Annotated in this window: 17 protein-coding genes; 9 read left to right on the top strand and 8 right to left on the bottom strand. The window is 70.2% G+C overall.

Annotation, left to right across the window (positions count from 1 at the left end):
* Nucleotides 1-72: 72 nt before the first annotated feature.
* From KCH48_RS33540 to KCH48_RS33520, 5 genes are read right to left on the bottom strand one after another with little or no spacing between them, the layout of a single operon-like run.
* The gene (locus KCH48_RS33540; protein ID WP_210580230.1) at nt 73-1,383 is read right to left on the bottom strand and encodes a DUF58 domain-containing protein; all 1,311 of its coding nucleotides are present in this window, start codon (nt 1,381-1,383) and stop codon (nt 73-75) included.
* Complete coding sequence (locus KCH48_RS33535) at nt 1,383-2,372, bottom strand: MoxR family ATPase (RefSeq protein WP_210580276.1); 990 nt, start codon at nt 2,370-2,372, stop codon at nt 1,383-1,385. The genes KCH48_RS33540 and KCH48_RS33535 overlap by 1 nt, the downstream gene beginning before the upstream one ends.
* Nucleotides 2,372-3,568 (bottom strand): DUF4350 domain-containing protein, encoded by a 1,197-nt coding sequence (locus KCH48_RS33530; protein WP_210580228.1) that lies wholly within the window; start codon nt 3,566-3,568, stop codon nt 2,372-2,374. The genes KCH48_RS33535 and KCH48_RS33530 overlap by 1 nt, the downstream gene beginning before the upstream one ends.
* On the bottom strand, nt 3,565-4,335 hold the full coding sequence (locus tag KCH48_RS33525; RefSeq protein ID WP_374104738.1) for a DUF4129 domain-containing protein: 771 nt from the start codon (nt 4,333-4,335) through the stop codon (nt 3,565-3,567). Before KCH48_RS33525 ends, KCH48_RS33530 begins: the two co-directional genes overlap by 4 nt.
* A gap of 4 nt (nt 4,336-4,339) precedes the next feature.
* Nucleotides 4,340-5,683 carry a proline-rich domain-containing protein gene (locus KCH48_RS33520; protein ID WP_210580226.1) on the bottom strand — a complete coding sequence of 448 codons (1,344 nt, stop codon included), beginning with the start codon at nt 5,681-5,683 and terminating at the stop codon, nt 4,340-4,342.
* A 141-nt stretch (nt 5,684-5,824) separates the two neighbouring features.
* Here KCH48_RS33520 and mtnA point away from each other — a divergent pair, with 141 nt between their 5' ends.
* The 7 genes from mtnA to KCH48_RS33490 all read left to right on the top strand — a co-directional run bounded on the left by mtnA (nt 5,825) and on the right by KCH48_RS33490 (nt 14,758).
* A complete protein-coding gene (gene mtnA, locus KCH48_RS33515; RefSeq protein WP_210580224.1) occupies nt 5,825-6,973 on the top strand; it encodes an S-methyl-5-thioribose-1-phosphate isomerase in 1,149 nt (382 codons plus the stop codon).
* 165 nt (nt 6,974-7,138) lie between these two features.
* Complete coding sequence (gene mtrA, locus KCH48_RS33510; protein ID WP_210580266.1) at nt 7,139-7,828, top strand: two-component system response regulator MtrA; 690 nt, start codon at nt 7,139-7,141, stop codon at nt 7,826-7,828.
* 1 nt (nt 7,829) lies between these two features.
* A complete protein-coding gene (mtrB, locus tag KCH48_RS33505; protein WP_210580222.1) occupies nt 7,830-9,896 on the top strand; it encodes an MtrAB system histidine kinase MtrB in 2,067 nt (688 codons plus the stop codon).
* Nucleotides 9,886-11,718, top strand: coding sequence for an LpqB family beta-propeller domain-containing protein (locus KCH48_RS33500; RefSeq protein WP_210580215.1), 1,833 nt, complete (start codon nt 9,886-9,888; stop codon nt 11,716-11,718). Before mtrB ends, KCH48_RS33500 begins: the two co-directional genes overlap by 11 nt.
* A gap of 171 nt (nt 11,719-11,889) precedes the next feature.
* Complete coding sequence (locus KCH48_RS42560; RefSeq protein ID WP_246886254.1) at nt 11,890-12,801, top strand: ComF family protein; 912 nt, start codon at nt 11,890-11,892, stop codon at nt 12,799-12,801.
* 312 nt (nt 12,802-13,113) lie between these two features.
* A complete protein-coding gene (hpf, locus tag KCH48_RS33495; RefSeq protein ID WP_374104737.1) occupies nt 13,114-13,806 on the top strand; it encodes a ribosome hibernation-promoting factor, HPF/YfiA family in 693 nt (230 codons plus the stop codon).
* A gap of 205 nt (nt 13,807-14,011) precedes the next feature.
* On the top strand, nt 14,012-14,758 hold the full coding sequence (locus tag KCH48_RS33490) for a response regulator transcription factor (RefSeq protein WP_210580213.1): 747 nt from the start codon (nt 14,012-14,014) through the stop codon (nt 14,756-14,758).
* Between the two features lie 3 nt (nt 14,759-14,761).
* Here KCH48_RS33490 and KCH48_RS33485 read toward each other — a convergent pair whose 3' ends face one another.
* Entirely contained in the window at nt 14,762-15,964 is a 1,203-nt protein-coding gene (locus KCH48_RS33485; RefSeq protein WP_210580211.1) for a winged helix-turn-helix domain-containing protein, read from the bottom strand.
* A gap of 246 nt (nt 15,965-16,210) precedes the next feature.
* Nucleotides 16,211-16,795, bottom strand: a complete 585-nt coding sequence (locus KCH48_RS33480; RefSeq protein ID WP_210580209.1) for a GNAT family N-acetyltransferase — start codon at nt 16,793-16,795, stop codon at nt 16,211-16,213.
* A 279-nt stretch (nt 16,796-17,074) separates the two neighbouring features.
* Between KCH48_RS33480 and secA the strand changes: the two genes are divergently transcribed.
* Nucleotides 17,075-19,894 carry a preprotein translocase subunit SecA gene (gene secA, locus KCH48_RS33475; protein ID WP_210580207.1) on the top strand — a complete coding sequence of 940 codons (2,820 nt, stop codon included), beginning with the start codon at nt 17,075-17,077 and terminating at the stop codon, nt 19,892-19,894.
* 188 nt (nt 19,895-20,082) lie between these two features.
* Here secA and KCH48_RS33470 read toward each other — a convergent pair whose 3' ends face one another.
* The gene (locus KCH48_RS33470; RefSeq protein WP_210580206.1) at nt 20,083-20,625 is read right to left on the bottom strand and encodes an Rv3235 family protein; all 543 of its coding nucleotides are present in this window, start codon (nt 20,623-20,625) and stop codon (nt 20,083-20,085) included.
* Nucleotides 20,626-20,952: 327 nt separating this feature from the next.
* Between KCH48_RS33470 and KCH48_RS33465 the strand changes: the two genes are divergently transcribed.
* Complete coding sequence (locus KCH48_RS33465) at nt 20,953-21,468, top strand: hypothetical protein (RefSeq protein WP_210580204.1); 516 nt, start codon at nt 20,953-20,955, stop codon at nt 21,466-21,468.
* Nucleotides 21,469-21,534 lie beyond the last annotated feature (66 nt).

The raw sequence follows: 21,534 nt of genomic DNA, 5'->3' as shown, positions 1-21,534 counted from the left end.
AATTAGGGCCCACACCTTTTGGTGTGGGCCCTAATTGCGTTCTGGGTTGGCAGCCGGGTCCTGCCCGCTTCGCTAAAGGCGTCCAGCTGCCTTTAGCGCCAGATATGCATCGGCCAGTGTTGGAGCCAGCTCATCAGGTGTCGCGTCCACGACCGTGACTCCATGACGTCGGAGTTGTTCCGCTGTGCGATGGCGTTCGCTTTGGGCCTGGGCGGCGGCTGCGGATTCGTAAATGGCTTCTGTGTTGCCGCGTGCCGTAGCCATGTGGGCGATGTTCGGGTCTGCGACGGATGCCAGTAGGACCGTGTGACGCTGGGTGAGGCGGGCGAGGACGGGCAGCAAGCCCTCTTCGACGGGGGCCGCGTCCAGAGTTGTCAGGAGCACGATCAGGGAGCGGCGGGGGGCCGTCCTGAGCGCAGTGGCCGTAAGACCTCGGGAATCGGTTTCGACGAGCTCGGGTTCGAGTGTTGCCATCGCGTTGACCAGGGACGGGAGGACGTCGCCTGCTGCTCGGCCCTGGACCAGGGCGCGTACCCGGCGGTCGTATGCGAGTAGGTCGACGCGGTCGCCGGCGCGGGATGCCAGGGCGGCCAGGAGCAGGGCGGCGTCCATTGAGGCGTCCAGGCGTGGGGCATCGCCGACGCGGCCGGCCGAGGTGCGGCCGGTGTCGAGGACCAGGAGGATGTGCCGGTCGCGTTCGGGGCGCCAGGTGCGTACGGCGACCGTGGTCTGGCGAGCTGTGGCGCGCCAGTCGATGGAGCGGGTGTCGTCGCCGGGGACGTACTCGCGCAGGCTGTCGAATTCTGTGCCTTCTCCGCGGGTGAGGACGCTGGTGCGGCCGTCGAGTTCGCGCAGGCGGGCGAGCTTCGACGGGAGGTGCTTGCGGCTGGTGAAGGGGGGCAGGACGCGGACTGTCCAGGGGACTTTGTGGGTGCCCTGGCGGGCGAAGAGGCCGAGAGGGCCGTACGAGCGGATCGTGACGCGGTCTGCCTGGCGGTCGCCGCGGCGGGTGGGGCGTAGACGGGTCGTGATGCGGCGGCGTTCGCCGGCGGGGACCGTGAGGCGATGGCGGGAGGCGGCGATTTCCGTGCCGGGTTGCCAGCTGCTGGGGGGCCAGGCGTCGCGGATGCGGGCCCTGAGCAGGCGGCGTGACGGGTTGGTGACCGTGAGGGTGACGTCGGCCAGCTCGCCCAGGCGTGCGGAGGTGTCGCCGGAGCGGGTCAGGCGCAGATGTCGTACCGGCGCGGCCAGGGCGAAGTCGCACGCGCAGGCCAGCGCCAAGGGGGCGTTCACGGCGAGGAGGCCTGTGAGGCCGGGCTCCCAGATGCCTACGGGGAGGGAGCCGAGGGCTGCGAGGAGTGCTGTGCGTCCGGTGAGGGCCATCAGCGGGGGACCGGGACCTGGGTGAGGATCGCGTTGATGACGGAGTCCGCCGTCACGCCCTCCATCTCGGCTTCCGGGCGGAGTTGTACGCGGTGGCGGAGCGTGGGGAGGGCGAGGGCCTTGACGTCGTCGGGGATGACGTAGTCGCGGCCGGTCAGCCAGGCCCAGGCGCGCGAGGTGGCCAGGAGGGCGGTGGCGCCGCGTGGGGAGACGCCGAGGGTGAGGGACGGAGATTCGCGGGTCGCGCGGCAGATGTCCACGACGTAGCCGGTGATTTCAGGGGAGACGGCGGTCTTGGCGACCGCGGCGCGCGCGGCTTCGAGAGCCGCGGGGCCGGCGACGGGGCGCAGGCCGGCGGCGCGCAGGTCGCGCGGGTTGAAGCCATCGGCGTGGCGGGTGAGGACGGCGATCTCGTCCTGGCGGGAGGGGAGGGGGATCGTGAGTTTGAGGAGGAAACGGTCCAGTTGGGCCTCGGGGAGGGGATAGGTGCCCTCGTACTCGACCGGGTTCTGGGTCGCCGCGACCAGGAAGGGCTCGGGGAGCGGGCGGGGGGTGCCGTCGACCGTGACCTGGCGTTCTTCCATGGCTTCCAGGAGAGATGACTGGGTCTTGGGGGGCGTTCGGTTGATCTCGTCCGCGAGGAGGAGGTTGGTGAAGACTGGGCCGGGCTGGAAGGAGAACTCCGCGGTGCGGGTGTCGTAGACGAGGGAGCCGGTCACATCGCTCGGCATCAGGTCCGGGGTGAACTGGACGCGCTTGGTGTCGAGTTCGAGTGCGGACGCGAGGGCGCGGACGAGCAACGTTTTGGCGACCCCAGGAACTCCTTCAAGGAGAACGTGTCCGCGGCAGAGGAGGGCGACGACGAGGCCGGTCACGGCGGGATCCTGGCCGACCACGGCCTTGGCGATCTCGGCGCGCAGGGCCTCCAGGGCGGCTCGGGCGTTGCCCGCGTCCTCGGTCGGCCCGGCGTTGTCAGTGGTCGGGTCCATCATGGACGGCGTACCTCTCTTTCGAGGGCGTCGAGTTGGTCGGCGAGGGCGATGAGCGCGGCGTCGTCGCTGGGCGGCGGGCCGAAGAGGAGGGTGTGCAGGGACTGTCCGTCGCCGTGGAGGTGGGCGGACAGCGCGGGGAGCAGGGCTTCGGGCGCGTGTGCCTGGGCGACGGGGACGCCTACGAGGGGGGCGAGGCGGGTGCGGGTGGTGGAGCGGAGAGCGGCGGCCGCGCGGTCGCGGGCGTTGGCCTTGCGGTAGAGGCGGGCGCGGCCTTCGACGGTTTCGGAGGCGCGGATCGCCACGGGGAGATTTTCGGGCACGAGAGGGCCGAGCCGGCGTGCCCGCCAGAGAGCGGCGAGGGCTGCCGCGATGAAGAGCTGAAGTGTGCCCCAGAGCCAGCCCGAGGGGAGCAGGTCGAAGAAGCCTTGCTCGCCCTCGGCGTCGGCGGCGGTGGAGTCGGAGAGCGAGGGGAGGTACCAGACCAGATGAGGGCGGGAGCCGAGGAGTTGGAGGGCGAGCGAGGCGTTGCCCTGCTCGTCGAGACGGTCGTTGAAGAGGATGTCGGGCGCACCGATGACGACGGTGTCGCCGCCCCCGGATGCCGCCGGGACGCGTACGAGGGTGGCCAGGCGCTCGCTGGGGTAGCACTCGTCGGCGTCGACCTGGAGGGCCGTGTAGCGGATGCCGCCGGTGTCGGCGCTACCTGCGCGGCGGGCCGCCGGCAGATTGCAGTCGGGGGACAGGCTCGAGTCGAGGCTGGTGGCAGGGTCGGCGATGACGCCGGGAGCGAGCCGTTCGACGGACCAGCTGCCGGGCGCGATCAGGATGCTGCGTCCGCCGGAGGCATCGGTCGCGGCGTGCAGACGGGTCTGTTGACCTGCTGTCAGCAGATCGGGGTCGGCCACGAGGAGGGTGGTGTCCGGGCCGGCGGCGGTGCGGGCCTCGTCCAGGGTGGTGACCACGCGTGTGGACACGCCGCGGTCGGTGAGCAGTTCGGCGACGGCGCGGCTGCCGTAGGGGTCGGCGGAGCGTGGGTCGAGTCGGCCGTGCCGGGCGTCGGACTGGATCACGGCGATCGAGATGGCTCCGACCAGGAGCAGCACGAGGGCGAGCAGGATGCCTCGCGTACGGGTCCACACCTGGCGGGTGGTAGGAGAGGCCGAGGTGGACGGGAACGTGGCCTCAGCGGTCATTCGGCGGCTCCCTGGCGGGCGTTCTGGGCCGCGCTGTGGGCGCTGCTGGTGAGCACCGGTTTGGTGCGCTCGAGGTCGCGGTCGAGTTCGGCGATGCGGTGGTACGACTGCTCGGTCGCCGCGCGTCCCCCGTATGTCACGTCGTCGAAGTCCCGGGCGGCTGCGCTCAGCCGGTCCGCAGCGGAAGGCAGGGCGCGGCCCGCTTCCGCGGCGGCCTCGTCGGCGGTGCGGCCGGGGCGGACGTCGAGGAGGGCGCGTTCCTCCAGGGAGCGGACGATGGCCCGCATGCGTCCTTGGACGGCCTGGTTCCAGTGGCCCTGGGCTGCCTGTGCCTCGGCGGCGGCGCGATGCTCGGCGGCGCTGCGGGGGCGGTCGTCGAACAGGGCGGCGGAGGAGACCGGTGCCCGACGCGGGGTGCCCAGGCGCCACCACAGGGCACCCAGGGCGGCGAGGACGACCAGGATGACGACGACCAGGCCGAGCGTCCCCCCAGGAGTGGCGGCAGCGGCGGCGCCGAACAGCTTGCCGACCCAGTCCCAGAATGCGTTCAGCGCCCGCTCGAACAGGCTGGGGTCGTTCTCGTGGTACATGCCTTTGGACAGCTCGCGCCGAGCCGCCTCCCGCGCCGGGTCGCGCGGGATGGTCAACGGCGGCTCGTCGTCGGAGCGCGACAGCGCCGACGCTTCACCGGCGCGCAGCAGCGCCCGTGCCGCCATGTCGGCGACGCGCTCCGGTACGGCCGTGAGGACTCCCCCCGCCAAGCTCACCGCATCAGCTCCCCGGAGTGGGGCCAGGGGCGCCTGTGCCGTAGTCCTGCACGCCGGCCGCGCGGGCCAGCTCGAGGTCGAGCGCCTCTCGGCGGATGCGCTGGTCGATGTAGAGGAGCACGGCGACGCCGGCTGTGATCGGGAAAGTGATCATGGAGCCGATCACCGCCCCGATCCCGCTGACGATGAGGAAGGTCCAGCCGAGGTCGCTGCCGCCGGTGTCGAGGAAGTTGCTCATGCCGCCTCCGCTGACCGCCGCCCCCAGGAAGGTGAAGGGGATGACGACGATCGACGCGACGATGTTCGCGATGATCGTGGCGAGCAGCTGGATGCCGAAGACGCGCCACCAGGAGCCGCGGACCAGTTTCGCGGAGCGGCTCATCGACTTCACGATGCTCTGCTTCTCCAGCATCAGCGCCGGCGAGGCGAGGGAGAAGCGGATCATCAGCCACAGGGCGACCACGCCCGCGGCGAGGCTGCCCAGGATGGCGAGGGCGGCACCGGCGGCACCGGCACCAGCCGCGGCCACGATGATGCCGGGCGTCGCGCCGCCGAGGATCACGCCGAAGGCGATGAGCAGCAGCAGGAAGATCAGGCCGAACAGCTTTGGCATCTGCGGGCGGGCGTCGCGCCAGGCCTCGCCGGTGGTCACGGACTTGCCGAGCACTGCCCGGCTGGTGACGGTCGTGAGCAGGGCGGTCGCGGCGATGGTGCCGATCAGGGAGATCAGGAAGACGACGCTCGTGCTGATCATGGTGTCGCCCAGGGCGGGGGTCAGCTCGTCGAGGCTGGCACTCGGATCGTTGAGGGCCTCGGTGCTGGCGCGGTCGTTCAGGACGAAGCCCTGGAGCAGGATGACGATGATCTCAGTGAGGACGGCGACGGTCAGCGCGATGCCCAGAACCGTGCGCCAGTAGGTGCGCATGGTGGAGACAGCGCCGTCGAGGATCTCGCCGACGCCGAGCGGGCGGAGCGGGATCACACCGGGCTTGGCCGCGGGCGGGGGACCGCCCCAGCCGCCGCCCCAGCCGCTGTATCCGCCGGGAGCGCCAGGGCCTCCGTAGCCGCCAGGGCCGGCGGGAGGTCGGTTGCCCCAGCCAGGGCCCGGCGGAGGCGGTGGTGGGGCCTGGCCGGGGCCGGTCGCCGGTCCGGTGGGTGCCGACCACTGGGCAGGTGGCGGCTGTTCCTTGGACCACTTCGAGCCGGGGCCTGTCGCATCCTGGCCCGGCTGGGCCGCGGGCTGTTCGGGGCCGGGCCGGTCGGCGGGCTCGGCAGGGCCCGATGGACCGGGCTGCTGTCCGTCGGACGGGGCAGATCCGGGCGAGGCCCAGCCCGGAGTGTCGTTCATCGTCGCTCCTTCACGGTGCCCATTCCGCGGTCGCGGCGGCAGGTTGGCAGCCATCGTGCCATGGGGTGGTCGACGAGTGACCGGCCGCGGTCTGGGGTGGACACCTTCAATTGTCCGCCGGGTAAGGGGCAGACTGACCGCATGGCTGATCAGCACGCGCAATCCGGCGAGGACAACCAGTCGACCGAGATACCGGCGATCCGGTGGGAGGAGCCACCCGAGGGCCCGGTGGTGATCCTTCTCGACCAGACGAGGCTGCCGGTCGAGGAGGTCGAACTGGTGTGTACGGACGCACCCGCGCTGGTGGAGGCGATCCGTTCGCTCGCCGTGCGCGGGGCGCCACTGCTGGGTATCGCGGGGGCGTACGGGGTCGCGCTCGCCGCCGCGCGCGGGTTCGACGTGGCCGACGCCGCGAGCGCGCTGGCGAGCGCCCGGCCCACCGCGGTGAACCTCGCCGTCGGAGTGCGCCGGGCCGAGGCCGCGTACCGGGCGGAGCTCGGCAGGAGTGGTGACCCGGAGCAGTCCGCCCGGGCGGCGCTGGCCGCGGCGCGTGCGCTGCACCAGGAGGACGCCGAAGCCAGTGCGCGGATGGCCGAGAAGGGGCTGGCGCTGCTGGACGAGCTGCTGCCCGGCGGTGGGCACAGGATCCTCACACACTGCAACACCGGGCGGTTGGTGTCGGGTGGTGAGGGGACGGCGTTCGCGGTGGCGCTCGCGGCGCATAGGTCGGGCCGGCTGCGGCGGCTGTGGGTGGACGAGACGCGCCCGCTGCTGCAGGGCGCTCGGCTGACGGCGTACGAGGCGGCGCGCAGCGGCATGGCGTACACCTTGCTGACCGACAACGCGGCGGGGTCGCTGTTCGCGGCCGGGGAGGTGGACGCGGTGCTGATCGGGGCGGACCGTATCGCGGCCGACGGTTCGGTGGCGAACAAGGTGGGGAGCTATCCGCTCGCGGTGCTGGCGCGCTACCACCATGTGCCGTTCATCGTGGTGGCGCCGTTGACGACGGTGGATCCGGACACGCCGGACGGGGCGTCGATCGAGGTCGAGCAGCGGGCCGGCCATGAGGTGACCGAGGTGACGGCTCCCCATGTGCCGGTGGCCGGAGCGGAGGCGGGAGGCGGGATTCCGGTGGCGCCGCTGGGGACACAGGCGTACAACCCGGCGTTCGATGTGACTCCGCCCGAGCTGGTGACGGCGATCGTCACTGAGGAGGGCGCCGTTTCCCCTGTGACGGCTGAGGCCCTGGCAGAGCTGTGTGCCAGGTCTCGAGAGGTCACGCTCAGTTGACGGGATGTTCTGCGATCCTGTGAGGAAGAGCGGTCTGGATCCCGTTCACGTTCGGGTCTTGAAGGGGGCCGCTGGCCCAGGGCAGACAGTGACGGTTGGATACGACTATCGTCACGGGCCAGTGACGTGCCTCACCAGTACCTTCGCCAATGTTACGAGAATGGGATGATGTCGTTTATGAAGGGACGAGTCCTTGTCGTCGACGACGACACCGCACTTGCCGAGATGCTCGGCATTGTGCTGCGTGGTGAAGGTTTTGAGCCGTCTTTTGTGGCCGACGGCGACAAGGCGCTGGCTGCTTTCCGTGAGACCAAGCCCGACCTGGTGCTGCTCGACCTGATGCTGCCCGGTCGGGACGGCATCGAGGTGTGCCGCCTGATCAGGGCGGAGTCGGGTGTGCCGATCGTGATGCTGACGGCGAAGAGCGACACGGTCGATGTCGTCGTGGGCCTGGAGTCGGGCGCGGACGACTACATCGTGAAGCCGTTCAAGCCGAAGGAGCTGGTCGCGCGGATCCGGGCGCGGCTGCGGAGGTCGGAAGAGCCGGCGCCCGAGCAGCTTGCCATCGGTGACCTGGTCATCGATGTGGCCGGTCACTCCGTGAAGCGGGACGGGCAGTCGATCGCGCTGACGCCGCTGGAGTTCGATCTGCTGGTGGCGCTGGCCCGTAAGCCGTGGCAGGTGTTCACTCGTGAGGTTCTGCTCGAGCAGGTGTGGGGCTACCGGCACGCGGCCGACACGCGCCTTGTCAACGTGCATGTGCAGCGGCTGCGGTCCAAGGTCGAGAAGGACCCGGAGCGGCCGGAGATCGTGGTGACTGTCCGTGGTGTCGGTTACAAGGCCGGGCCGAACTGACATGTCCGGGGACAGTGCCGCTTCGGCGCCCGGCAAGCCCGGGGGCCGCGCGGGGCGGCCTGTCGGCCGGAAGGCTGCGGGCTCCCGCTGGGGGCGTTTCCTCGAGGGCGGGCTGCTGCAGGGTGGAGTCCAGGGCAGCCCGGTGCTGCGCCTGTTCATGCGCTGGGTACGACGGCCGCTGCTGCCCGTCATGCGGCTGTGGCGGCGCAACATCCAGCTCAAGGTCGTCGTCACGACGCTGCTGATGTCGTTGGGCGTGGTCCTGCTGCTCGGCTTCGTCGTCATCGGGCAGGTGCGCAACGGCCTGCTGGACGCCAAGGTGAAGGCCTCGCAGAGCCAGGCCACCGGTGGGTTCGCGGTTGCCAAGCAGAACGCCGAGGAGACGGCCAGCGGCACCGTGGACGACGCCACCACGGCGGACGGCCGTCCCGCGCAGAACGTCATCGAATGGATGAGCGATCTGGTCTCCTCGCTGTCCAGCGGCGGCCAGGGCGCCTTCGACGTCGTCACGCTCCCCGCGGGCGACGAGACCGGCGGTGGGCGCGGTCCGCGCGCCTCGGGTTACGTCGACCCGTTCGCCAGCGTGCCCGAGGAACTGCGTGAACGTGTCGACACCAGCCCCGCGGCGGTCCAGAGCTACACCCGCATCATCTACAACACCGACAAGGAGTCCCAGCCGGCCCTGGTCATCGGCAAGCAGGTCGACGACCCGAACCGTGACCCATACCAGCTGTACTACCTCTTCCCGCTGACGCAGGAGGAGAAGTCGCTGAGCTTGGTCAAGGGGACGCTGGCGACGGCCGGGCTGTTCGTGGTCGTTCTCCTCGGGGCCATTGCCTGGCTTGTGGTGCGCCAGGTCGTCACCCCCGTTCGGATGGCCGCGGGCATCGCCGAGCGGCTGTCCGCGGGGCGCCTGCAGGAACGTATGAAGGTCACCGGCGAGGACGACATCGCGCGGCTCGGCGAGGCCTTCAACAAGATGGCGCAGAATCTGCAGCTGAAGATCCAGCAGCTGGAGGACCTGTCGCGGATGCAGCGGCGGTTCGTGTCCGATGTCTCGCACGAGCTGCGGACGCCGCTGACGACCGTACGGATGGCCGCCGACGTGATCCACGAGGCGCGGGAGGACTTCGATCCCGTGACCGCGCGGTCGGCGGAGCTGCTGGCCGACCAGTTGGACCGGTTCGAGTCGCTGCTCGCGGATCTGCTGGAGATCAGCCGCTTCGACGCGGGCGCGGCGGCGCTGGAGGCCGAGCCGATAGACCTCAGGGAGGTCGTACGGCGGGTCGTCAGCGGTGCCGAGCCGCTCGCCGAGCGCAAGGGCACGCACATACGGGTCGTCGGCGACCAGCAGCCCGTCGTCGCGGAGGCGGACGCGAGGCGGGTGGAGCGTGTCCTGCGCAACCTCATCGTCAACGCCGTGGAGCACGGCGAGGGCAAGGACGTCGTCGTCAAGCTCGCCGCGGCGGGCGGGGCGGTCGCTGTCGCGGTGCGTGACTACGGAGTCGGGCTCAAGCCCGGCGAGGCGACTCGTGTGTTCAGCCGGTTCTGGCGGGCCGACCCGGCACGCGCGCGTACCACCGGTGGTACGGGGTTGGGGCTGTCGATCGCTCTGGAGGACGCGCGGCTGCACGGGGGCTGGTTGCAGGCATGGGGTGAGCCGGGCGGCGGCTCGCAGTTCCGGCTGACGCTGCCGAGGACCGCGGACGAGCCGCTTCGGGGCTCCCCGATACCGCTGGAGCCGAAGGACTCGCGACGCAATCGCGGACTTGACGACGCCGGACTGCCGCACGGCGGTGCCGAGAAGAGCGCGACCGTGCCGGCGCAGCCGGCGGGCGAGCAGGGGGCGTCAATGTCGATCACACCGCGGATGGCCTCCGTGGCGCCGACGGCGGACCCGACGGCGCTGCCCGGCAACGGCGCGCGCGTGGTGCCCCGGCCGACTTCAGGCACCCGACGACAGGACGACACGCCGGCTGCGGACGGGCCGCGTGGCGTGTCCTCGGACCGTGCGGACGCCGCGTCGCAGGACGTGGAACAGCAAGGGGAGGCATTTCGTGGGCGCTGACCGCGAGGGGGGCGCGCGACGTCGACCGGTGCGCGCGGTGGCGTACGCCGTCTGCGGCGGCGTACTGCTGGCCGGATGCGCCTCGATGCCCGACAGCGGGGATCTGCGCGGCGTCGAATCCACACCCCGCCAGGACTCACAGGTGCGGGTCTTCGCGATGCCGCCCTCCGAGGGTGCTCAGCCCCAGCAGATCGTGGACGGCTTCCTGGAGGCGCTGACCAGCGACGATCCGCGCTATGAGACGGCGCGCAAGTACCTGACCGCAAGGGCCGCCAAGACGTGGCAGCCGGAGATGTCCACGACGGTGCTCGCGAGCGCGCCCGACACCACGCCCGACCCGGGGCCCCGCGAGGACAGTGACTACTTCTCCTTCACGCTCGCCGGTACCAAGGTCGCCGCGGTGGACAGGCAGCAGGCGTATGAGCCCGCGCGCGGGAACTACAGCCAGACGGTGTACCTCGTGCGGGAGGAGAAGACCAAGCAGTGGCGCATCGACGGCCTGCCGCCGGGCGTCGTCATGGGCAGGTCGGACTTCCAGCGCAACTACATGTCCGTGGACAAGTACTTCCTCGCCTCGAACACCGCGGCCGGGACGGTCGTGCAGCAGCGTGCGGCGGTCGCCGATCCGGTGTACGTACGACGGCATGTCGACCCGATGACGCAGATGGTGCGCTCCCTGCTCAACGGGCCCACCGCCTGGCTCAAGTCGGTCGTCAGGTCCAGCTTCCCGACCGGTACGGCGCTGAAGAAGGGCGTCACCTCGTTGACGCCCGACGACCAGAACAAGCTGACCGTGCCGTTGAACGAGAAGGCCGCACGGGTCGGGACGAGCAAGTGCAACGAGATGGCGGCCCAGATCCTCTTCACCCTGCAGAACCTCACTCCCGTCGTCGACGAGGTCGAGCTGAAGTCGGGCGACACCCAGCTGTGCACGCTCACCAAGGACAGCGCCGACGGGGTCGCCGCGCGCGGTGAGGCGAGGCGTACCGAGTACCTGTACTTCGTCGACGGCAAGAAGCGGCTCGTGCGGATGGCGGCCGACAGCAGCGACAAGCAATCCGAAGCGGTGCCGGGCGCGCTGGGCGAGGGTGACGTCGAGTTGCGGTCGGTGGCGGTCTCGCGCGACGAGAGCAGGGCGGCTGCCGTATCCGCGGACGGCAAGTCCCTGTACGTCGGATCGATGGTGGCGAGCGGTTCCCTCGGGGAGGCCGTGCTGCGCAGCGCGGGCGGCTCGGTGGAGGACCGCTTGACGACGCCCAGCTGGGACAGCCAGGGCGATCTGTGGGTGGCCGACCAGGATCCCGACAACTCCAGGCTGCTGATGCTGGAGGACGGCGCGGGCGAGCCGATCGTCGTGGACACGCCGGAGCTGGGCGGCCGTATCGCATCCGTCCGGGTGGCCTCCGACGGGGTACGGATCGCGCTCGTCGTCGACAAGGGCGGTAAGCAGTCCCTGCTCATCGGGCGGATCGAGCGGAGCGGGAAGGTGGGCGAGAGCCAGGCCGTCTCGGTCTCCGGACTGCATTCCGCGGCACCGGAGTTGGAAGAGGTCAGCGCCATGTCGTGGGCCGGCGACAGCCGACTGGTGGTCGTCGGGCGCGAGGAGGGCGGCGTGCAGCAGATGCGGTATGCCGCCGTCGACGGCTCCACACCTGAAGGGCCGGCGCCCGCCGCTCTGACCGGCGTGAAGGAGATCGCCGCGGCCGAGGACGAGCGGCTGCCGCTCGTGGCGTACTCGGAGGACGGGATCGTGCGCCTGCCGACCGGGGCCCAGTGGCAGAAGGTGATCGCGGAGGGCTCGGCGCCGGTTTATCCCGGGTGAGGCTTCGGGGCGCTGCGGTTCTCCCTCCGCGCGCTCTCCGACGCGGCGGCCGCGTGCTCCGGTGCTGCGCACGGTTCCGCGATACGGCCGTCCAGTCGGCGTCCGCAGTTATCCACAGCGCGTTATCCACAGGGGTGGCCGCGTGGCGCGGGTGTTGGCACAGTGGTGGGCATGCGGGGGTGGTGGCAGGACCTCACCGACCTGGTGCTGCCGGCCGAGTGCGGAGGCTGCGGTCGGCCTCGTACGGTGCTCTGCCCGGAGTGCCGTACGGCGCTGAGCGGGGCCGTACCGCGCCGGGTGCGGCCGGTGCCGGAGCCGCCCGGGCTGCCGACCGTGCACGCGGCCGCCCGGTACGCGGACGAGGTGCGTGCGGTGCTGCTCGCTCACAAGGAACGGGGCGCGCTGGCGCTCGCGGCACCGTTGGGCACGGCCTTGGCAGGGGCTGTGAGGGCGGGGCTGACCAGCGAACAGGCACCGGACGGCCGGCCTGTGCTGCTCGTTCCCGTGCCCTCCGCGCGTGGGGCGGTGCGGGCTCGGGGGCATGATCCGGCTCGGCGCATCGCGCTCGCCGCCGCGGGGGAGTTGCGGCGGGGCGGGGTGCCGGCGCGGGTGGTCGCCGTGCTGCGGCAGCGAAGGGCCGTGGCCGACCAGGCGGGGCTCAACTCCCGGCAGCGGCTGGACAATCTCGCGGGCGCGCTGGCGGTGGCGTCCGCAGGGGCAGGTTTGCTCACCGCGGGCCCGGTCGTGCTCGTCGACGACCTGATGACGACGGGCGCCTCCCTGACGGAGGCGGCGCGAGCCGTGCGGGCGGCGACCGCGGCAGTGGCCGCATGCGGACGTACGGACGGGACGGCTGGGTACCGCGGGGCAGAGGGGCCGGAAACGTACGCAAGAAGGGCTACGGCGGTGTATGCCGCGGCGCCTCGGGAAAGGACAGAGGAACGAAGGACTGGATCAATGGACGAGGCAGTGGACCGAAGGCACGGAGTGCCAGGAATGGCGGGCCCGCGCCGGGCCGGTGACAAGGTCTGCGCAGCTGTGGTCGCGGCCTCGCCGGATTCTTTCGAAATAAACCGGAACTGACTGTGAACGCGCATCGTTGCAGGTTATGAGAGGAGCAATTCACCTGAGTGGAGGTACGCCGCGGTAGAGGGTGACGACATCCGTCCAGGCGAGATATGTTCGGTTGTGAGGGAAAGGCCCAGGCCATACCTCGCATATCGAATGCCGTGCCGCGGGTTTTGCGCAATCACCGGGCCGGCGGGGTGGAGATCTTGCCCGCGGGGGAGGAGGAGGTGAACGTCACCGAGTCCGAGGTTCCGGCCTCACCGGAGCCTGATGCAAAAGGGAGATGCTCCGCCACTGAAGCGGAGCGATCCGGGAACGGAGTTCTGCGTGGACATCGTCGTCAAGGGCCGCAAGACCGAGGTGCCCGAGCGGTTCCGCAAGCACGTGGCCGAGAAGCTGAAGCTGGAGAAGATCCAGAAGCTCGATGGCAAGGTGATCAGCCTCGACGTCGAGGTGTCCAAGGAGCCGAACCCGCGACAGGCCGACCGATCGGATCGAGTGGAGATCACGCTCCGCTCCCGCGGTCCGGTGATCCGGGCGGAGGCGGCGGCCAGCGATCCGTATGCGGCACTCGACCTGGCGGCGGAGAAGCTGGATGCCCGGCTGCGCAAGCAGCACGACAAGCGCCACACACGCCGGGGCGCGCGACGGCTCACGGCAGCCGAGGTCCCCGACCACGTTCCGGGCGCGGCGACGCTCAACGGGAACGGCCACACCGTCCACGACGAAGACTCGGACGGCGTGCCCGTCAAGAAGATCGGCTCGCTGGAAGTGAAGGGTGAAGGCCCCCTCGTAGTCCGCGAGAAGACCCACGTCGCCTCTCCGATGACCCTCGACCAGGCTCTCTACGAGATGGAGCTGGTCGGGCACGACTTCTATCTGTTCGTCGACTCCGAGACGAAGGAGCCGAGCGTCGTCTACCGGCGGCACGCATACGACTACGGCGTCATCCACCTCAACACCGACCCGATGGTGGCCCAGGCGCAGTCCCCCGCGGCAGGCGGCACGCTGGGTGGCTGACCCATCCGGCCGGCGGCACATCTGACGGTGCCCCTGGAGCGCGTATGCGCCCCCAGGGGCACCCGTGTGCGACCACTTCGCGCCCCGCTCTGTCACCTCAGTGTCGTCCGGGCATGGAATCATGGCCGGACCGGCCCAACCGGTGGGCCGTTGCCTTGGGTTGGCGATGGCACAGGACCAGCCACAGCCTTCAGGGGGAGGAACGATGGCGGACAGCTTCGGACCGATGCATGACGGAGACGCCGACGACGGCGTCGCCGGCATGGGCCCGGACACGGGCTCACCACGTAAGGAGCCGATCCGCGTCCTGGTCGTGGACGACCACGCCCTCTTCCGTCGTGGTCTGGAGATCGTGCTCGCGGCCGAGGAGGACATCCAGGTCGTCGGGGAGGCGGGCGACGGCGCGGAGGCCGTCGACAAGGCAGCCGATCTGCTGCCGGACATCGTCCTGATGGACGTACGGATGCCCAAGCGGGGCGGGATCGAGGCGTGCACCTCGATCAAGGAAGTGGCCCCCAGTGCCAAAATCATCATGCTGACCATCAGCGACGAGGAAGCCGACCTCTACGAGGCCATCAAGGCGGGCGCGACCGGTTATCTCCTCAAGGAGATCTCGACGGACGAGGTGGCCACCGCCATTCGCGCGGTGGCCGACGGCCAGTCGCAGATCAGCCCTTCCATGGCGTCGAAGCTGCTGACCGAGTTCAAGTCGATGATCCAGCGGACCGACGAGCGACGGCTGGTGCCTGCGCCGCGGCTTACGGACCGCGAGCTGGAAGTGCTCAAGCTCGTCGCCACGGGGATGAACAACCGCGATATCGCCAAGGAGTTGTTCATCTCCGAGAACACCGTGAAGAACCATGTGCGCAACATCCTGGAGAAGCTGCAGCTGCACTCCAGGATGGAGGCGGTCGTGTATGCGATGCGGGAGAAGATCCTCGAGATCCGCTGACGATCACGCCAGTATGCGGGTGAGTTCCCTCGTGAGGGGCTCGCGCAGTTCCGGGGCGTCCACACGCTCCACGCGTACGTCCGTGCAGTCGACCCAGCTTGCCGCTTCGGCCAGGGCCTGGGCGACGGCCGGGACTGCCTTGGGGCCGTCCAGGGTGACCTGCTTGGCCACCAGGGTGCGGCCGTCGCGGGCCGGGTCGACGCGGCCGACGAGGCGGCCCCCTGCCAGGACCGGCATCGCGAAATAGCCGTACACACGCTTTGGCTTGGGGACGTAGGCCTCCAGGCGGTGGGTGAAGCCGAAGATCCGCTCGGTGCGCGCCCGTTCCCAGATCAACGAGTCGAACGGGGACAGCAGCGTGGTGCGGTGGCGGCCACGTGGAGGGGTCTCCAGGGCCGCCGGGTCGGCCCAGGCCGGTTTGCCCCAGCCCTCGACCGTGACCGGGACCAGGCCCGACTCGGCGATCACCGCGTCGACCTGGTCGCCCTTGAGGCGGTGGTAGTCGGCGATGTCCGCGCGAGTGCCGACGCCTAGGGACTGGCCGGCGAGGCGGACCAGTCTGCGGAGGCACTCGGTGTCGTCGAGGTCGTCGTGCAGGAGGGTGTCCGGGATCGCGCGTTCTGCCAGGTCGTAGACACGCTTCCAGCCGCGGCGTGACACGCAGACCACCTCGCCGTGCATCAGGGCGCGCTCGACGGCGACCTTTGCGCCGGACCAGTCCCACCACTCGCTGGTTCTCTTCGCGCCGCCCAACTCCGTGGCGGTGAGGGGGCCTTCCGCTTGCAGCCGCTTGATCACCTGGTCGTAGGTGCCGTCCGGGAGGTCGTGGTTCCAGTGCGGGCGGTTGCGGTAGGCGCGGCGGCGGAAGGCGAAGTGGGGCCATTCCTCGATGGGGAGTATGCAGGCAGCGTGGGACCAGTATTCGAAGGCGTGCGGTTGTGCCGGAGGGGTGGCCTCGGATGCGGGCGTCCAGTAGGCGCTCTCGATGGTTTTGCGGCTCACCGCGCCCAGGCGGGCGTACGGGATGAGTTCGTGGGAGCGGGCCAGGACCGAGATGGTGTCGAGTTGGACCGCGCCGAGGTGGCGGAGGAGGCCGCGGACGCCGGAGCGGCGGTCGGGGGCGCCGATGAAGCCCTGGGCGCGGAGGGCGAGGCGGCGGGCGTCGTCTGCGGAGAGCTCCGTGCTCGGGCGCGGGAGGGTCGTCATGGTTCCGCACGATAGGGGGTGGGTCTGACAGTGGGGGGTGAGCTGCGGGTTCGTTGTGTGGGTGCCCGGCGTGGGTGCGGGCCTCGCGGTGTTTCGCCCCCGCCGCCCCTACCCGTCCCATCCCTGGGGGCTGCCGCTCCCAGACCCCCGCTTCGGCCTGAACGGCCTCGTCCTCAAACGCCGGACGGGCTGGAATGCGCGCACCGGCGTCGAGGAGCCAGCCGCCACCAGTGGGTGGTGTCGTCGTCAGTGGGTGGGTGGGGTGGGGGGTGTTGGTAGGTAGGGGGCTGTTGAGGGGAGGCCCAGGTCTGAGGGGAGTAGGGAGCCGATCCAGCAGTCTCGGCGTACGCCCTTGTTGTTGAGGGCGGAGCGGAGGGTGCCTTCGATGGTGAAGCCGGCGCGTTCGGCGACGGCGCGGGAGGCTGTGTTGCCTACTTCGGCTCGCCATTCGATGCGGTCGACGGAGACGTGGGTGAAGGCCCAGCGGGCGGCGGTGAAGGTGGCCTCGGTGATGTAGCCGTTGCCACGGTGGTGCTTTGCGGACCAGTAACCGACCTCGGCCACGCCCAGGGAGCGGATGGTGATGCTGAGCATGCCGACCAACTCCCCTTCGGGGAGGAAGACGCCGAAGGTGAACATGGAACCGTTCGCCCAGCCGTCCGGAGCCAGGTGTTCCGTGAAGCTCTCGGCGTGTTCGGGGAGGTAGGGCGAGGGGATCGTGGTCCAGCGCTGGATCTCGGGGTCCTGGGCGGCGGCGTACACGGCGTCCGTGTCCTGCGGACCGACCGTGCGCAGGACGAGACGGCCGGTGGTCAGCGTGGCGGGTTCCATCCGGTGATTCTGGTCGGGGTCTCGATGAAGACGCCATCTTTTTGCGGTGCGTGAGCGGGCGATCACAGTTCGCGCAATTCGTCGGCGCGACGCGGCACCATCCGTGGGCCCCGGCCGTTGTCCCCTAATGAAGAGTATTGAAGAGTTGTGCAGCAGCGGACAGTCGCAGTCACGGCAGGCCTCCCGGCGTGCCGGGGTCCTCGCATACGATGGCCGTTGCTCAGTCAAGTCAAATGAAACCGACCGTCCCAGGCCCGACCGGCAAGGAGACCAACCCCCGTGTCCGTCCTCTCGAAGATCATGCGTGCAGGCGAAGGCAAAATCCTGCGCAAGCTGCACCGCATCGCGGACCAGGTCAACTCCATCGAAGAGGACTTCGTCGACCTCTCCGACGCCGAGCTGCGGGCCCTCACCGATGAGTACAAGCAGCGGTATGCCGATGGTGAGAGCCTGGACGACCTGTTGCCCGAGGCGTTCGCCACCGTACGGGAGGCCGCCAAGCGCGTCCTCGGCCAGCGCCACTACGACGTGCAGATGATGGGCGGCGCGGCCCTGCACTGGGGCTACGTGGCCGAGATGAAGACCGGCGAGGGCAAGACCCTGGTCGGCACCCTGCCCGCGTATCTGAACGCCCTCTCCGGAGACGGCGTCCACATCATCACGGTCAACGACTACCTGGCCGAGCGCGACTCCGAGATGATGGGCCGCATCCACCGGTTCCTGGGCCTGTCCGTCGGCTGCATCCTCGCCAACATGACGCCGGCCCAGCGCCGCGAGCAGTACGGCTGCGACATCACGTACGGCACGAACAACGAGTTCGGCTTCGACTACCTGCGCGACAACATGGCGTGGTCCAAGGACGAACTCGTCCAGCGCGGCCACAACTTCGCCATCGTCGACGAGGTCGACTCCATCCTCATCGACGAGGCCCGTACGCCGCTGATCATCTCCGGCCCGGCCGACCAGGCCACCAAGTGGTACGGCGACTTCGCCAAGCTGGTCACGCGCCTCAAGCGCGGCGAGGCGGGCAACCCCCTCAAGGGCATCGAGGAGACCGGCGACTACGACGTCGACGAGAAGAAGCGCACGGTCGCCATCCACGAGTCCGGTGTCAGCAAGGTCGAGGACTGGCTGGGCATCGACAACCTCTACGAGTCGGTGAACACGCCGCTGGTGGGCTACCTGAACAACGCCATCAAGGCGAAGGAGCTCTTCAAGAAGGACAAGGACTACGTCGTCATCGACGGCGAGGTCATGATCGTCGACGAGCACACCGGCCGTATCCTCGCCGGCCGCCGTTACAACGAGGGCATGCACCAGGCGATCGAGGCGAAGGAAGGGGTGGACATCAAGGACGAGAACCAGACGCTCGCCACGATCACCCTGCAGAACTTCTTCCGTCTCTACGACAAGCTCTCCGGCATGACCGGTACGGCGATGACCGAGGCCGCCGAGTTCCACCAGATCTACAAGCTCGGCGTGGTCCCCATCCCGACCAACCGGCCGATGGTCCGCGCGGACCAGTCGGACCTGATCTACCGCACCGAGGTCGCGAAGTTCGACGCGGTCGTCGACGACATCGCCGAGAAGCACGAGAAGGGCCAGCCGATCCTCGTCGGTACGACGTCGGTCGAGAAGTCCGAATACCTCTCGCAGCAGCTCTCCAAGCGCGGCATCCAGCACGAAGTGCTGAACGCCAAGCAGCACGACCGCGAGGCGTCGATCGTCGCCCAGGCCGGCCGCAGGGGCGCCGTGACGGTCGCCACCAACATGGCCGGCCGTGGTACGGACATCAAGCTCGGCGGCAACCCCGACGACCTCGCCGAGGCCGAGCTGCGCCAGCGCGGCCTCGACCCCGAGGAGCACATCGAGGAGTGGGCCGCCGCGCTGCCCGCCGCCCTGGAGCGGGCCGAGAAGGCGGTGCGGGCCGAGTTCGAGGAGGTCAAGGACCTCGGCGGGCTCTACGTCCTGGGCACCGAGCGGCATGAGTCGCGTCGGATCGACAACCAGCTGCGCGGTCGTTCCGGTCGTCAGGGCGACCCCGGTGAGTCCCGCTTCTACCTGTCGCTCGGCGACGACCTGATGCGCCTGTTCAAGGCCCAGATGGTCGAGCGCGTGATGTCGATGGCCAACGTCCCGGACGATGTGCCGATCGAGAACAAGATGGTCACGCGCGCGATCGCGTCGGCCCAGTCGCAGGTCGAGCAGCAGAACTTCGAGACCCGTAAGAACGTTCTGAAGTACGACGAGGTTCTCAACCGGCAGCGCGAGGTCATCTACGGCGAGCGCCGCCGCGTTCTGGAGGGCGAGGACCTGCACGAGCAGATCCAGCACTTCATGGACGACACGATCGACGCGTACGTCCAGGCCGAGACCGCCGAGGGCTTCGCGGAGGAGTGGGACCTGGACCGGCTGTGGGGCGCCTTCAAGCAGCTCTACCCGGTGAAGGTCACCGTCGAGGAGCTGGAGGAGGCGGCCGGCGACCGGGCCGGCCTCACCGCCGAGTTCCTCGCCGACTCCATCAAGGACGACATCCGCGAGCAGTACGAATCGCGTGAGGCGCAGCTCGGCTCCGAGATCATGCGTGAGCTGGAGCGCCGGGTCGTGCTGTCGGTCCTGGACCGCAAGTGGCGCGAGCACCTCTACGAGATGGACTACCTCCAGGAGGGCATCGGCCTGCGCGCGATGGCGCAGAAGGATCCCCTGGTCGAGTACCAGCGCGAGGGCTTCGACATGTTCACCGCCATGATGGAGGGCATCAAGGAGGAGTCCGTCGGCTACCTGTTCAACCTGGAGGTCCAGGTCGAGCAGCAGGTCGAGGAGGTCCCGGTCGAGGACGCCAAGCAGCCGAGCCTGCAGAAGCAGGACGCGGTACCGGCGCAGGCGGGGTCCCGCCCCGAGATCCGCGCCAAGGGCCTGGAGGCTCCGCAGCGGCGCAACCTGCACTTCACCGCGCCGACCGTGGACGGCGAAGGCGGCACCGTGGAGGGCGAGTTCGCCAGCGAGGAGGAGACCGCCGGGGCGCGTTCCGAGTCCGACGGTCTCACCCGCGCGGAGCGCCGCAAGCAGGCGCGCGGCGGGCGGCGCCGCAAGAAGTGACGGGCGCTTCGCGAGAGTGGCAGCGGTCGTGATGGCTGCTCCATGAGCGAGGCCGAGTGGTGAGGGGCCGGGCATCCTGAGGGTGCCCGGCCTCTCGTTGTGGGCGGGCATCTCGAGGGTCCCGGCCCCTCGTTATGGGCGGGGCATCCTGAGGGTGCCCGCAGCCCTCGTTGCGGGCGGGGCGCGCTTCAGTCGTCGTCGGGCTCCGGTGTGCGCGGGCCGTCGAGTTCCAGCGCGGTGCAGCGCCAGCGCAGGTCCGGGCCCTTCTCCAGGCGGAAGGCCATGGCGCGCAGTTCGTCACCGGCGCCGATGCGGGCGAAGGCCTCGACGGCGCCGGCGTGGACGATGTAGTAGCCGATGTCGCGGACGACGGGGCGCGTGCCGCGGGTGCGCAGGAGACCGTGTTCCGCGAGCCGGGCAAGTTCGTCGTAGGCGCGGCCCGCGGTGTGGCCCAGCATCCAGTGGACCGGGCGCTGGCCGCTCAGGACGAGCAGCAGGCGGTCGGCGAAGACGTCGGTGGGACGGGGGCGCGGGGCGGGCCTGGGCAGGGGCTGAGGCGGTACGGCGGGAGACGCGGTGGCGGAGGCCGTACGCGCCTCGGTGCGCGTCCTGGTGCGCGATGCCGTGCCCCTTGATGTGCGGGGCGGGGTGCCGCCGGGGCGGCGGGTGTCACGGCGGCCGGGAGGGCGAGTGCCCGCGTCGTGGTTCGCCCTGGTCATGACCTTGTTCATGAGTGTCCCCGCTCGGTGGGCCCGGAAGTACCGGGCAGTAACTTGCTGGTGGGGATCTTGTACGGGGCCGCGGACGGCGGGGGCAAGGCGGACGTGGTCCGCGCCGAGGTGGTCGCACGGTTCACTTATCCGGGTGATCCAGGACTGTCCAGGCCCGTGATCTCGCGGGCGCACCGGGTGAGTTCCGAGCCCGAGGTGGACGCCTCCCGAGGCAAGGGCAGGAACTCGAAAGGGGACGCCCGCACGTATCCTGAAGGCCCCCGGGAGACGCGGGACTCGCTCTTCCCGGGATCACTGCGGAGCCCTCGACCACGAAAGCGGCCAGCCATGCGCGTCTACGTCCCTCTGACCCTCTCCGGTCTCGCCGAGGCGTACAAGACGGGTGAGTTGGGAGACGGGCCGTTCGTCGCCTACGCCGTCACGCCCGGGTTGCGCGAGTGGTACCTCTCCGACGACATCGAGGAGCTCGAGTACGCGGCGCTCAGCCGGGCCGCGCTGGCCTCGCTGCGGCTGCTGGCGGCCGACCCCGGGGCGGTACGGCGCCGGGTCGTGGTCGCCGTCGACGTGCCCGAGGGCGCCGCGGTCGCCGACCCCGACCGGGGGCTCGATCCCTCGGCGCTGGGGGAGGTGCGGATCGGCGGGGCCGTATCGCTGGCCAAGGCCGCGTCGGTGCATGCCGACGCCGGCGACGCGGAGGCGGATGTGGCCGCCGCGGCGGAGGCGCTCGAGGCTGCGGACGCCGGTGACGACGACGCTCAGTTCGTCGTGGACGGGGCCGAGGATCACGAGCTGCTGTGGTTCGCCAGGCAGGAGATTGCGAATCTGGTGGGGCTGGGAGACTGACGCCGGCCCGCCCGGACCGTCTCCTGGGATCGAGGGATCTGGCTTTGACCTGCTGGTTCTCTTGAT

The organism is Streptomyces sp. GESEQ-4 (genome assembly GCF_017948455.1).
Taxonomy (GTDB): Bacteria; Actinomycetota; Actinomycetes; order Streptomycetales; family Streptomycetaceae; genus Streptomyces.
This window is presented reverse-complemented; position numbering and strand designations above follow the sequence as displayed.